The sequence below is a fragment of the Roseospirillum parvum genome (genome assembly GCF_900100455.1).
GTDB classification, from domain to species: domain Bacteria; phylum Pseudomonadota; class Alphaproteobacteria; order Rhodospirillales; family Rhodospirillaceae; genus Roseospirillum; species Roseospirillum parvum.
In genome coordinates, this window is the sequence record NZ_FNCV01000005.1 from 140,043 (window position 1) to 153,538 (window position 13,496).

Annotated in this window: 10 protein-coding genes and 1 tRNA gene; 9 read left to right on the plus strand and 2 right to left on the minus strand. The window is 70.4% G+C overall.

The features are described 5' to 3' along the window. Positions 1-171 precede the first annotated feature (171 nt). Positions 172-258: transfer RNA gene (locus BLR95_RS09125), tRNA-Leu, on the minus strand. A gap of 389 nt (positions 259-647) precedes the next feature. Between BLR95_RS09125 and BLR95_RS09130 the strand changes: the two genes are divergently transcribed. After that, positions 648-1,733, plus strand: coding sequence for a complex I NDUFA9 subunit family protein (locus BLR95_RS09130; protein ID WP_092618732.1), 1,086 nt, complete (start codon positions 648-650; stop codon positions 1,731-1,733). A 36-nt stretch (positions 1,734-1,769) separates the two neighbouring features. Here the strand turns inward: BLR95_RS09130 and BLR95_RS09135 are convergent, their stop codons facing one another. Further along, positions 1,770-3,137 carry an NAD(P)/FAD-dependent oxidoreductase gene (locus tag BLR95_RS09135; RefSeq protein WP_092618734.1) on the minus strand — a complete coding sequence of 456 codons (1,368 nt, stop codon included), beginning with the start codon at positions 3,135-3,137 and terminating at the stop codon, positions 1,770-1,772. A gap of 189 nt (positions 3,138-3,326) precedes the next feature. Here BLR95_RS09135 and BLR95_RS09140 point away from each other — a divergent pair, with 189 nt between their 5' ends. The 8 genes from BLR95_RS09140 (at position 3,327) to bchO (ending at position 13,432) form a co-directional block, all read left to right on the plus strand. Then, positions 3,327-4,724 carry an aspartate aminotransferase family protein gene (locus tag BLR95_RS09140; RefSeq protein WP_092618737.1) on the plus strand — a complete coding sequence of 466 codons (1,398 nt, stop codon included), beginning with the start codon at positions 3,327-3,329 and terminating at the stop codon, positions 4,722-4,724. Positions 4,725-5,007: 283 nt separating this feature from the next. Further along, positions 5,008-6,123, plus strand: coding sequence for a polyamine ABC transporter substrate-binding protein (locus tag BLR95_RS09145; protein ID WP_092619128.1), 1,116 nt, complete (start codon positions 5,008-5,010; stop codon positions 6,121-6,123). 180 nt (positions 6,124-6,303) lie between these two features. Then, positions 6,304-7,473: an ABC transporter ATP-binding protein gene (locus tag BLR95_RS09150; protein ID WP_092618740.1), complete on the plus strand. Its 1,170-nt coding sequence runs from the start codon at positions 6,304-6,306 to the stop codon at positions 7,471-7,473. Between the two features lie 16 nt (positions 7,474-7,489). After that, complete coding sequence (locus tag BLR95_RS09155) at positions 7,490-8,437, plus strand: ABC transporter permease subunit (RefSeq protein WP_092618743.1); 948 nt, start codon at positions 7,490-7,492, stop codon at positions 8,435-8,437. Between the two features lie 4 nt (positions 8,438-8,441). Continuing rightward, positions 8,442-9,305 carry an ABC transporter permease subunit gene (locus BLR95_RS09160; RefSeq protein ID WP_092618746.1) on the plus strand — a complete coding sequence of 288 codons (864 nt, stop codon included), beginning with the start codon at positions 8,442-8,444 and terminating at the stop codon, positions 9,303-9,305. Between the two features lie 226 nt (positions 9,306-9,531). Next, positions 9,532-10,578: a magnesium chelatase ATPase subunit I gene (gene bchI, locus BLR95_RS09165; protein ID WP_092619131.1), complete on the plus strand. Its 1,047-nt coding sequence runs from the start codon at positions 9,532-9,534 to the stop codon at positions 10,576-10,578. Next, the gene (locus BLR95_RS09170) at positions 10,575-12,467 is read left to right on the plus strand and encodes a magnesium chelatase subunit D (RefSeq protein WP_092618749.1); all 1,893 of its coding nucleotides are present in this window, start codon (positions 10,575-10,577) and stop codon (positions 12,465-12,467) included. The genes bchI and BLR95_RS09170 overlap by 4 nt, the downstream gene beginning before the upstream one ends. 44 nt (positions 12,468-12,511) lie before the next feature. Next, positions 12,512-13,432, plus strand: a complete 921-nt coding sequence (gene bchO, locus BLR95_RS09175) for an alpha/beta fold hydrolase BchO (RefSeq protein WP_092618752.1) — start codon at positions 12,512-12,514, stop codon at positions 13,430-13,432. Positions 13,433-13,496 lie beyond the last annotated feature (64 nt).

Here is a 13,496-nt window from a genome sequence, read left to right on the forward strand (position 1 = left end):
CATTGTGCCCCAAAGCCGGCGGGATGACCAAGGTGGTTGGGGGGGCGTCGGGCCGGATGGACACCCCTTAAACCAGCATGGCCAAGTGCCCCGCCTCTGTGTTCCAGATCGCCGGGGCGGCCCCCTTCAAGGAAAGGGGACCCTGCTGTTTTCAACGGGGTGTCGAAGAGATGGTGCCCAGGAGAAGACTCGAACTTCCACGACCTTTCGGCCACAGGTACCTGAAACCTGCGCGTCTACCAATTCCGCCACCTGGGCATCGGGGCGTCACCGGCCGTTGGTGAGTGGGAGCGGTTGGCAGAGGCGCTCCCCGTCGGCCGGGAGCGGTTTGATACGTAAGATGCGCCGGTCCTGTCAACAGGGGAAACGGGCCCAGACGCCTTTTCCATGACACTTTTTTCGCGGCGGCGGGGGTGGGGTGGTTCGGCGGCGCCGTCCGGCCCGCCGGCAGGCTTGTCAAAGCGGTCTTGGCTGCCCAGTTTTATGGCGTGTCCGTCAGTGGTCCGGACGGTCGCGGCGCCGCCTCTCTATTCTTCGTGCACCCCAGTTTCCGTGCACCCCTGTTTCCTGTTTCCGTGCACCAGCGTCCCGTGGCCCGCCGCCGGCCCCCGACCGACCTTTCCCCGCCGTCCGCCCGGAGACCCGCCATGACCGCTCCGCCCACCGCGCCGCTCGAGCCCTTTTCCGACGCCCCGCCGGAGTCCCCGGTGGCCCAGCCCGACAGCGCGCCGCTGGCGACCCTGTTCGGCGGCTCGGGGTTCATCGGTCGCCATGTGGTCGAGGCGCTGGCCAACCAGGGTTGGCGGGTGCGCGTGGTGGTGCGCGATCCGGAGGGCGCCAAGTTCCTGAAGCCGCTCGGCGAGTTGGGGCAGATCAGCCTGCTCGGCGGCTCGGTCTCCGACCCCAAGGCGGTGGCGGCGGCCTGCCAGGGGGCCCAGGCGGTGGTCAATCTGGTCGGCATTCTCTACCAGAAGGGCCGGCGCAGCTTCGAGGCCATGCACGTGGAGGCGCCGCGCACCATTGCCCAGGCTGCCCGCGCCGCCGGCGTCAAGCGGCTGGTCCACATTTCGGCCATGGGGGCGAGCCCCGACTCCGAGGCCGAGTACGCCCGCACCAAGGCGCGTGGCGAGCAGGCCCTGCTGGAAGCTTTTCCGGAGGCCACCATCCTGCGGCCCAGCGTCGTCTTCGGGCCCGGGGATGGGTTCTTCAACCTGTTCGGCAGTCTGGGGCGGCGGTTGCCGGTGCTACCCTACTTCTGTTCCGACGCGCCGGGCTTCCGCGACGGCCGGCTCGACCTCAAGGGGGCCGGCGGGCCGCGCTTCCAGCCGGTCTATGTGGGCGATGTGGTGGCCGCCGTGATGAAGGCGCTGACCGAGGAGTCGGTGGGCCACAATCCGCACGCCGGCAAGACCTATGAGTTGGGCGGCCCCAACGTCTACACCATGCGCCAGGTGATGGAACTGGTCGCCAAGGAGATCCACCGCCAGCGGCTGGTCGTGCCGGTGCCCATCTGGGTGGCCCGCCTGCAGGCCTCGGTTCTGCAGTTCCTGCCGGTGCCGCCGCTGACCCCGGATCAGGTGCGCCTGCTCGAGGTCGACAACGTGATGGGCGGTGATCTGCCCGGGCTGGCCGAGATGGGCATCACCCCGACCGCCGCCGAGGCCATCCTGCCCACCTACCTGCACCGCTACCGGCCGCTGCACCGCCACACCTACGTGCGCGACTCGGCCTGAGGGGCGCGGCCCGGGCCGCCGGGCCCGGGCTGGTCTTCAGCCCAGACGATCCCGCAGGCCCAGCCACAGCACGGCCAGGGCGATCACCCCGGGGCGGGTGGCGCGGATGGCCGGCAGGGCCGGGGTCGCCCAGGCCGGCAGCCTGGGGTGGGGAAGGCGGGCCAGCAGCTCGAAGTCGGTGGCGTCGCCGGCCACCGCCTCGCCCAGCAGGTCGCCGGCCAGCCCGGCCAGGGCCACCCCGTGGCCGGAATAGCCGTGGGCGAACAGCACCCGGGGGCCAAGCCGTCCGAACTCGGGGAAGCGGTCGCCGGTCAGCGCCACGTTGCCCCCCCACACATGGCTGATCCGGGCCTCGGCGAGCTGCGGGAAGTAGTCGATCATGGTCTGGCGCAGGCGGGCGGCGACCGCCGGGTGGCGCACCTCGGCCCGGGCGGCGCGGCCGCCGAACAGCATCCGGCCATCGGGGCTCAGGCGGAAATAGCTCAGGATGCGCCGCATGTCGGCCACCGCGTGGTCGCCCGGCATCAGCTCCTTGGCCAGCGGGCCGAGCGGCTCGGTGGCCAGGATGGCGCTGCCGGCCGGCAGGGTGGCCCGGGCCAGGCTGGGCACCTGGCCCCACAACTCGGCATTGCCGCACAGCAGCAGCCAGTCGGCGTCGAGCCGGCCGTCCGGCGTGTGCACCGTCACGGCGGGGCGTCCGGGGCCCGAGGGGGCGCTCTCGAAGCCGAGCATCGGGCAGTCCTCGTGCAGCACCGCCCCGGCCTCGACCGCCGCCCGGGCCAGCCCCCGGGTGTAGTCCAGCGGCTGCAGGTGGCCGCCCAGGGGATCGTGCAGGGCGCCCAGGACGCGCCGCGAGTTGACCCCCCGGGCGCGCGCCTCCTCGGCCTCCCACAGGGTGTGGCCGGCCGGGCCGTGGCGGTCCATCTCCTCGGCCAGGGCGGTCAGCCCGCGCCGGTGTCCGGGGTTGACGGCCAGCAGCAGGGTGCCGCTGGGCTGATAGTCACAGGCGATGCGGTGGCGGGCGAGGCGGGCTTCCAGCAGGTGCACCGCCGCCGTGCCCAGGGCGCGGACGCGGGCCACATCGGCCGGCGGCAGGTGGCGTTCGGCGTGGCTCATCCCGCCGCCGAAGCCGCTGTGCACCTGGCCGCCGTTGCGCCCGGAGGCGGCGAATCCGACCCGCCGGGCCTCCAGCAGACGCACCGACAGTCCCCGTTCCGCCAGTTCCAGGGCGGCCGAGCAGCCGGTGATGCCGCCGCCCACCACCACCACGTCGCAGCGCGCGGAACCGTCGAGGGGCGGGGTCGGGGGCGGCGCCGGGCGGGCCGTCTCGACGTACCAGGAGTCGGCGGCGGAAGCGGTGATCAGGGCGCGCAGGGGCGCCGGGACGGAGGCGGGTCGGGACATGGGGCGGCAACCGTATGGAGGGTGGGGCGATGGCGTGGCGGAGTCTCGGGACGGCTTGTCGGGGTTTGAAAGCGGATGATATGTTCAATATATTCATCAGTCCAGGTCGCCGGGCCACCCAGACCGGGCGTTGCCGGCCGGCCCGCACCAGTGTTCGCAGCAGTGACAGTTCACGGAGACGCCCCCGCGATGACCATTCTCTCCCGCTTCAACCGGACCACCGCCGACTGGCAGCGGCTCGACGCCGCCCACCATCTGGAGCCGTTCACCGACTACAAGGAGCTGCACGCCGAGGGCGTGCGGGTGGTCACCCGGGCCGAGGGGGTGTGGATCGAGGACAGTGAGGGGCAGCGCATCCTGGACGGCATGGCCGGGCTGTGGTGCGTCAACGTCGGCTACGGGCGGCGCGAGCTGGTCGAGGCGGCGACCGCCCAGATGACCCAGCTGCCCTACTACAACACCTTCTTCAAGAGCACCCACATGCCGGCCGTCGAGCTGGCCCGGGTGCTGGCCGACATCACGCCCGAGGGGCTCAACCACGCCTTCTTCAACAGCTCGGGCTCGGAGGCCAACGACACCGTTTGCCGGATGATCTGGCACTACTGGGACTGCATGGGCAAGCCGTGGCGCAAGACCATCATCAGCCGCACCAACGGCTATCACGGCTCGACCGTGGCGGCCACCAACCTGGGCGGCATGCGGATGATGCACAAGCAGAACCGCGTCTGGCCCGAGTTCCAGCACATCGAGCAGCCCTACTGGTACCACCTGGGCCACGACATGGAGCCGGAAGCCTTCGCCCTGAAGGCGGCCGGCTGGCTGGAGGAGAAGATCCTCGAGGTGGGGCCGGACAACGTCGCCGCCTTCATCGCCGAGCCCATCCAGGGGGCCGGCGGGGTGATCGTGCCGCCGCCCGGCTACTGGGCCGAGATCCAGCGCATCTGCCACAAGTACGGGGTGCTGCTGGTGGCCGACGAGGTGATCTGCGGCTTCGGGCGGACCGGCAACTGGTTCGGCAGCGACACCTTCGGCATCGCCCCCGACCTGATGCCGATGGCCAAGGGCATGACCTCGGGCTACATCCCCTTGAGCGCCGTGATGGTCCACGACCGGGTGGCCGAGGTGCTGATCGACAAGGGCGGCGAGTTCTTCCACGGCTTCACCTATTCGGGCCACCCGGTGGCCTGCGCGGTGGCCCTGGAGAACATCCGAATCCTCAACGACGAGGGCATCGTCCAGCAGGTGGGCAGCGACACCGGACCCTATTTCGAACAGTCCCTGAAGGCCCTGGCCGACCATCCGCTGGTCGGCGAGGTGCGCGCCGTCGGTCTGGTCGGGGCGGTCGAGCTGGTCGAGGACAAGGCCCGTCACCTGCTGTTCGGCGATCCGGGGAGCAGCCACAAGATGGGCCGGGTCGGCTTCATGTGCCGCGATCACGCGGTCAAGGACTGCGGGCTGATGGTGCGGGCGGTGCGCGATGCCATGATCTTCTCGCCGCCGCTGGTCATCACCCGGGCCGAGATTGATGACATGATGTCGCGATTCAAGCAGGCACTGGACTTGACGGCGGCCGATTTGGGCCGCTGAAATGGGGCCAGCGTGTCGCCCGTGTCGGGCAAGGGGGGCCGGCTTCCACGCCCTGGGGCTGGAAGCGTCCTAACGAGCCCCCCACCGGCCGGCGAAGAGGTTGGGGAAACGACCGGAAAATCGGGCCGTACCGCCTTGGCGGGCCGGCATCCCGGCGGCCTACGTCCTTCTTGAAAACAGGGGACGGCCGGCGGGATGACGTGTCCGCGCGTGGAGGAGGGCGGCCCGAGCCGGCAGTGCCACGCCGTGACCACGGGAAACAGGAGGCTTGAAAACCGTGACCATGCATCCGCTGAACGCCAAGGGCCTGAAGGCCCTGGCCGTTGCCGCCGCCCTTGGGGTGGCTGTCTCGCCGCTGTCCGAAGCCCGCGCCGAAGGGGTGGTGAACGTCTACAACTGGTCGGACTACATCGCCGAGGACACCATCGAGAAGTTCGAGGCCGAAACCGGCATCGAGGTGAAGTACGACGTTTTCGACTCCAACGAGGTTCTGGAAGCCAAGCTCTTGGCCGGCAACACCGGCTATGACGTGGTGGTGCCCTCCGGCGCCTTCCTCGAGCGGCAGATCAAGGTCGGCATCTTCACCGAGCTCGACCGCTCGAAGCTGCCCAACTGGGACAACCTCGACCCCGACATCATGAAGGCGGCCGCCCTGCATGATCCGGGCAACCAGCACGCCGTCGTCTATCTGTGGGGCACCACCGGCATCGGCTACAACGTCGACAAGGTGAAGGAGGCCCTGGGCGCGGACTTCGAGGTGAAGTCCTGGGACATGCTGTTCAAGCCGGAAAACGCCGCCAAGCTGGCCGACTGCGGTGTCTACCTGCTCGACGCGCCGAGCGAGGTGGTCGAGATCGCGCTCAACTACATGGGCCTCGATCCCTTCACCGAGGACCCGGCCGACTATGCCGCGGTCGAGGAGATGCTGCTCAAGATCCGTCCCTACGTCACCAAGTTCCACAGCTCGGAGTACATCAACGCGCTGGCCAACGGCGACATCTGCGTGGCGCTGGGCTGGTCGGGTGACGTGCTGCAGGCGGCCGTCCGGGCCGAGGAGGTCGGCAACGGGCAGGTCATCAACTACGTGGTGCCCGAGGAAGGGACCATCTCGTGGTTCGACATGATGGCCATTCCCGCCGATGCGCCGCATCCGGAGAACGCCTACAAGTTCATCGACTTCATCATGAAGGCGGACATCGCGGCCGACATCACCAACTACGTGGCCTTCGCCAACGCCAACGAGGCGTCGATGCCGATGATCGACGAGGAAGTGCGCAACGATCCGCGCATCTTCCCCTCCAAGGCGACCAAGGAGCGGCTGTTCGCCGACAAGATGATCCCCCAGAAGGTGGACCGCATCCGCACCCGCCTGTGGAACAAGTTCAAGACCGGCATCTGATCGGTCCGGCTTGACCGCACCACCGGGCCGGCCGTCGCGTCGGCCCGGAAGGTGTCGGGATCAACCTGCGGCGGGCGAGCAAGGGGAGAAGGCCGGATGACGGCTGTGAATGGGACGCCGGCGGCCGGGTCCGGCCAGTCGCCGAAGGCGACCGACAAGGAGTCGCCGAAGGCGACGGACATGGGGCCGCCGAAGGCGACCGATACGGAGTCGCCAGGGGCGACCAGGAAGGAGACGCGGACGGCGGCCGCCAAGGGCACGCCGCTGATCCGCCTGGAAAACGTCACCAAGAAGTTCGGCGACTTCGTCGCCGTCGACAACATCAGCCTGGAGATCGGGACCGGCGAGCTGTTCGCCCTGCTCGGTGCCTCGGGCTGCGGCAAGTCAACCCTTTTGCGCATGCTGGCCGGTTTCGAGACGCCGACCAGCGGGCGCATCGTCATCGACGGGGTCGACATGAGCCGGGTGCCGCCCTACCACCGCCCGGTCAACATGATGTTCCAGTCCTACGCCCTGTTTCCGCACATGTCGGTGGCCGGCAACGTGGCCTATGGCCTGCGCCAGGAGGGCATGGGCCGGGCCGAGATCGCCGAGCGGGTCGAGCAGATGCTGGATCTGGTCGAGCTGTCGGACTTCGCCCGGCGCCGGCCGGCCCAGCTTTCCGGCGGCCAGCGGCAGCGCGTCGCCCTGGCCCGCTGTCTGGCCAAGCGGCCCAAGGTGCTGCTGCTCGACGAGCCACTGGCGGCGCTCGACAAGAAGCTGCGCGAACGCACCCAGCTTGAGCTGGCCAACATCCAGGAGAGCCTGGGCATCACCTTCATCGTGGTCACCCACGACCAGGAGGAGGCGATGACCATGGCCGACCGGGTGGCGGTGATGAACGGCGGGCGGATCCTCCAGGTGGACAACCCGCACACCCTCTACGAATACCCGATGAGCCGCTACGTGGCCGGCTTCTTCGGCACCGTCAACCTGTTCGAGGGGGTGCTGATCGAGGACGAGCCGGACCACATCACCATCCGCTCGGACGAGTACGGGGCCGACATCACGGTCGGTCACGGCATCTCCGGCGCCGAGGGCAACACCATGTGGGTGGCGGTGCGCCCGGAAAAGGTGGTGCTTTCGAAGGAGCCGCCGCCAGCCGGGCAGGCCAACGCGCAGCGCGGGGTGATCGAGGAGATTGTCTACCTGGGCGGCATCTCGACCTATCTGGTGCGCCTGGCTGGCAGCGGGCGGCTGGTCCGCGTGACCACCCCCAACCTGACCCGCGCCGTGCAGGGCAACCTGACCTGGGAGGACGAGGTCCACCTGTGGTTCGACCCGGCCAGCGCCGTGGTCCTCAGCCAGTAGCCGGGGAGGGGCGGGCATGTCCGAGTTGGAAGCCGTGGGGCACGAAACGGCCGGCCGGGGCAGCGGCTGGCTGGCCCGCAAGGCGCGTGGCGCCGGGCGGGGGTTGGTCATCGCCATCCCCTATGCCTGGCTTTTTCTGTTCTTCCTGACCCCGTTCCTGATCGTCTTCAAGATCAGCTTCGCCGAGTACGCCCTGGCCCAGCCGCCCTACACGGCGCTGTTCGAGTTTGCCGAGGAGACCTACCTCAAGGTCACCCTGGCGCTGTCCAACTACCAGTTCCTGTTCGACGATCCGATCTATGTGCTGGCCTACCTGAACAGCCTGAAGATCGCCGCCATCTCGACCCTGATCGCCCTGCTGCTGGGCTATCCCATGGCGCTGGGCATCGCCCGGGCCCGCCAGCCGTGGCGCAACGTCCTGTTGTTCCTGGTCGTGCTGCCCTTCTGGACCTCGTTCCTGATCCGCGTCTATGCCTGGATCGGCATCCTCAAGAACAACGGGCTGATCAACAACGCGCTGATGGCCCTGGGGGTGATCGACCAGCCGCTGGCCCTGCTCAACACCGACATCGCGGTCTACATCGGCATCGTCTATTCCTACCTGCCGTTCATGGTGCTGCCGCTTTACGCCAACCTGGAGAAGCACGACACCGCGCTGCTCGAGGCGGCGGCCGACCTGGGGCGCAAGCCGTTCTCGGCCTTCCTCACGGTGACCCTGCCGCTGTCGCTGCCGGGCATGGTGGCCGGCTCGCTGCTGGTCTTCATCCCGGCGGTCGGCGAGTTCGTCATCCCCGACCTGCTGGGCGGCGCCGACACCCTGATGATCGGCAAGGTGCTGTGGTACGAGTTCTTCAACAACCGGGATTGGCCGGTCGCCTCGGCGGTGGCCATTGCCATGCTGATCCTGCTGGTGGTGCCGATCATGCTGTTCCAGCACCACCAGTCGCGCCAGGAGGAGAACTGAAGCCATGGTCGGACGGCGTGGTCTCTTCCTCACCTCGGCGATGGCTTTCGGCTTCGCCTTCCTTTATCTGCCGATCCTGCTGCTGATCCTCTATTCCTTCAACGCCTCGCGGCTGGTCACGGTGTGGGGCGGCTTTTCCGTCAAGTGGTATGGCGAGCTGTTCCGCGACGACCAGATCCTGAGCGCCGCCTGGGTCAGCTTCGAGATCGCCGCCATGACCGCCACCCTGGCCTGCGTGCTGGGCACCATCGCCGGGCTGGTCATGTCCCGTTTCGGGCGCTTTCGGGGGCGCACCCTGTTTTCCGGCATGATCAGCGCGCCGCTGGTCATGCCCGAGGTGATCACCGGTCTTTCGCTGCTGCTGCTGTTCGTGGCCCTCGAGCAGGCCATCGGCTGGCCCTCGGGGCGCGGGGTGACCACCATCACCATCGCCCATGTCACCTTTGCCATGGCCTATGTGGCGGTGGTCATCCAGTCGCGTCTGGCCGGGCTTGACGAAAGCCTGGAGGAAGCGGCCCTCGACCTGGGGGCGCGCCCCTTCAAGGTGTTCATGACGGTGACCCTGCCGATCATCTCGCCGGCCCTGGTCGCCGGCTGGCTGCTGTCGTTCACCCTGTCGCTGGACGATCTGGTGATCGCCAGCTTCGTCGCCGGGCCGGCTTCCAGCACCCTGCCCATGGTGGTCTTCTCCAAGGTCCGCCTGGGCCTGGAGCCGACCATCAACGCCCTGGCCACGCTGCTGGTCCTGCTCGCCACCCTGACCATCCTGGTCTCGGCCTGGCTGATGCAGCGTCAGGAGCGCAACCAGCGCCGTCAGGCCGCCCGGGCCCTCGCCGCCGAGGCGGAGGAGGCGGCGACCACCGACTGAGTCGCCGAGGCGGCGGCCCTCGACTGATCCGCCGAGGTGGGGCCGTCGTACCGAATCCCTTGCATGGGCGGGGTCGGGGTCTTATGACTGCACGTCGCCGAACGGGTCGGGGCCCCGCCGCCGGAATGGCCGGACAGGGGTTCCCCAGCGTCTTGATATAAACTCTTGATATGCCGTGGCTTCCGGTCGCCGGATGTGGCCCGAAGCCCGCCAGCGGAGCCAGATCATGGGTGTTGCCTTTCCCTTTTCCGCCATTGTCGGCCAGGAGGAAATGAAGCGGGCGCTGCTCATCGCCGCCGTCGATCCATCGATCGGCGGGGTGATGGTGTTCGGCGACCGGGGAACCGGCAAGTCCACGGCGGTCCGCGCCCTGGCCGCCCTGCTGCCGGAGATGGTGGCGGTCGAGGGCTGCCCCTACCACCGCGACCCGGCCGACAAGGTCAAGACCTGCGCCCCGCCGTGCACCGTCGATCACGCCGATCCGGCGCTGCGCACCCACCGCATTCCGGTGCCGGTGGTCGACCTGCCGCTGGGCGCCACCGAGGATCGGGTGGTCGGCGCGCTGGACCTGGAACGCGCCCTGGCCCATGGCGAGAAGGCTTTCGAGCCGGGCCTTCTGGCCCGCGCCAACCGGGGCTTCCTGTACATCGACGAGGTCAACCTGCTGGAGGACCATCTGGTCGACCTGTTGCTCGACGTCGCCGCCTCGGGCGAGAACGTCATCGAGCGCGAGGGCCTGAGCGTGCGCCACCCGGCCCGCTTCGTGCTGGTCGGCTCGGGCAACCCGGAAGAGGGCGAACTGCGGCCTCAGCTCCTCGACCGCTTCGGCCTGTCGGTCGAGGTCAGCACGCCGACCGATCTTGACGTGCGCATCCAGGTGGTGCGCCGCCGCGACGCCTTCGAGCGCGACCCCGAGGGGTTCGTCGCCGAGTGGGCCGCCGCCGACACCGAGGTGCGCGACACCCTGTCCGCCGCCAAGCAGCGCCTGCCCCAGGTCGAGGTGCCGGAACAGGCCCTGGAAACCGCCTCGCGGCTGTGCATGGCCCTGGGCACCGATGGCCTGCGCGGCGAGTTGACCCTGATGCGCGCCGCGCGCGCCGTGGCCGCCCTGGACGGTGCCGAGGTGGTCAGCCAGGCGCACATGCGCGGCGTTGCCCCCAGCGCCCTGCGCCACCGCCTGCGCCGCGACCCGCTGGACGAGTCGGGCTCCACCGCCCGCGTCGCCCGGGCCATCGAGGAAGTCTTCGGCGGCGCCGAGGTGGCCGCCCAATGAGCCAGCCGGCCGCCGGGCCCGACACGGCCGGGCCGCCGGCCGAGCAGCGCGAGTCGGCCAGCGCCACCCTGGCCGCCGTCCTCGGCCCGTGGGACGACGCCGCCCTGGCCGCCGCCCTGCTGGCGGTCGATCCGCACGGCCTGGGCGGGGTGCTGGTGCGCGGCCTGCCGGGGCCGGTGCGCGACCACTGGCAGGAGTTGGTGCGCCGCCTGCTGCCGCCCGAAACCCCGTTCCGCAAGATCCCCCTGCACATCGGTGATGACCGTTTGCTCGGCGGGCTCGATCTGGCCGCCACCCTGCGCGCCGGTCGCCCGGTGGCGCAGCGCGGCGTGCTCGCCGAGTCCGATGGCGGGGTGGTGCTGCTGCCGATGGCCGAGCGCGTCGCCACCGGCACCGCGGCCAAGCTGGCGGCGGTGCTCGACAACGGCAGTGTCGGGGCGGAGCGCGACGGCCTGACCCTGAAAGCCGAGGCCCGCATCGGCGCGGTGGCCTACGACGAAGGCGGCGAGGATGACGAGCCGGTGGCCGGCGCCCTGGCCGAGCGTCTCGCCCTGCACATCGACCTGACCCGCATCGCCCCGCGCGACATCGGCGAGGCACCGGCCGAGGCGCCGGACATCGTCGCCGCCCGGCAGCGTCTGTGCCGGGTCACCGTGCCCGATGACGCGGTGAAGGCGCTGTGCGGCTCGGCCCTGGCGCTGGGCGTCTATTCCATGCGCATTCCGCTGCTGGCGGTGCGGGTGGCCCGTGCCGCCGCCGCCCTGGATGGCCGCGACGAGGTCGACGAGACCGATGCCGCCCTGGCCGCCCGGCTGGTCCTGGCGCCGCGCGCCACCCAGATGCCGGCCGGCCAGGAAGAGGAGCCGGCCGAGCAGGAGCCCGAGGAGCCGGAACCGCCCCCCGAGCCGCCCGAGGACCAGGAGCCGCCGGAAGAGTCCGAGGACGACGAGCAGGACCAGTTGACCCCGGAAGAGTTGGCCGAGGTGATCCTGGCCGCCGCCCAGGCGGCGGTGCCGCCCAACCTGTTGGCCCTGATCCAGGCGGGGCTCGGCCCCAAGCGCCGCAAGACGCCGGCCGGCAAGGCCGGGGCGCGCAAGTACGGGGCCACCCGGGGCCGCCCCTCGGGCACCCGGGCCGGCATGCCGGGGCAGAACGGGGCGCGGCTCAACGTTATCGAGACGCTGCGCTCGGCCGCCCCCTGGCAGACCCTGCGCCGCCGCGAGTTCGAGATGATGGCCGCCCGGGCGCGCGAGGAAGGCTACACCCCGGCCAATCCGCCCCGGGTGCTGGTGCGGCGCGACGATTTCCGGGTCATGCGCTACCGCCAGCGCACCCTGACCACGACCATTTTCGCCGTCGATGCCTCCGGCTCGGCCGCCCTGCACCGGCTGGCCGAGGCCAAGGGCGCGGTGGAGCTGCTGCTCGCCGAATGCTACGTGCGGCGCGATCAGGTGGCGGTGGTCGCCTTCCGCGGCAAGGGGGCCGAGGTGCTGTTGCCGCCGACCCGCTCGCTGGTCCGCGCCAAGCGCAGTCTGGCCCGTCTGCCCGGGGGCGGCGGCACGCCGCTGGCCGCCGGCGTGGAAACGGCGGCCATGCTGGCCGACGCGGCGGCCCACCACGGCCAGTCGCCGGTTTTGGTGATGCTGACCGACGGGCGGGCCAACGTCGGGCTGGACGGCAAGGGGGGGCGCGCCAAGGCCCAGGCCGAGGCCATGGAGGCGGCCGGCCGGGTGCGTCTGGCCGGGCATTCGGCGCTGGTGCTGGATACCGCGCCACGCCCCGATCCCCGGGCCCGCCAGTTGGCCGAGGCCATGGACGCCACCTATCTGCCCTTGCCCCAGGCCGACGCCGCTTCCATCTCGCAGGCCGTGCAGGCCGCCGCCAAATAGGCTCCGCCATCTCGACGGGCCGCCGCCAGGGACCGAACGCCGCCATGTTCAGCTTCAGCGCCGATCGTCCGCAGTGGGACCAGGAAGGCCGCGACTGGCCGAACCGGGAAAGCAGCCGCTTCGTCACCGTCGCCGGGCTGCGCTGGCATGTCCAGGAGATGGGGCCCGATCAGGCGCCGGTGGTGCTGCTGCTGCACGGCACCGGGGCGGCGACCCACTCCTGGGGCGCGCTGATGCCGCTGCTGGCCCGCCATTTCCGGGTCATCGCGCCGGACCTGCCGGGGCACGGCTTCACCGGCCCGCTGCCCATGCACCGCCTGAGCCTGCCCGGGGTCGCCGGCGCCGTGCGCCAGTTGCTGGAGGGGTTGGAGATCAATCCGGCCCTGGTCGTCGGCCACTCGGCGGGGGCGGCGATTCTCTGCCGCATGGCGCTCGACGGGGCCATTGATCCGGCCGCCATCATCAGCCTGAACGGCGCCTTGCGGCCCTTCCCCGGAGTCGCCGGGGCGATCTTCCCGCCGATCGCCAAGCTTTTGTTCACCAATCCGCTGGTGCCGCGCTTCTTCGCCTGGAGCGCCGGCCTGGACGGCGGCAAGCGGGCCCGCAAGCTGATCGCCGATACCGGCTCCGAGGTCGATGCCCGCACGCTGGGCCACTACGTCGACCTGATGCGCTGCCCGGGCCATGCCCACGGTGCCCTGGGCATGATGGCCGGCTGGGACCTCAACACCTTCCAGGCCGACCTGCCGACCCTGACCACGCCGCTGGTCCTGGTCGCCGGGGCGCTGGATCGCACGGTCGATCCCGAGGTGGCCGACCGGGTGGCCGCCATGGTCCACGCCGGGCGGGCCGTTCACCTGGACGGACTGGGCCATCTGGCCCACGAGGAAGACCCGCGGCGTCTGGCCGAGCTGATCGTGGGCGAGGCCCGCAGCGCCGGCCTGACCCCGCTCGACAGCGGCTGATCCCAACCGGTTGTTGATGTTCTCCGGCGCCGGCGCACCCCTGGATGGAGGCGTCGCGCGGCCC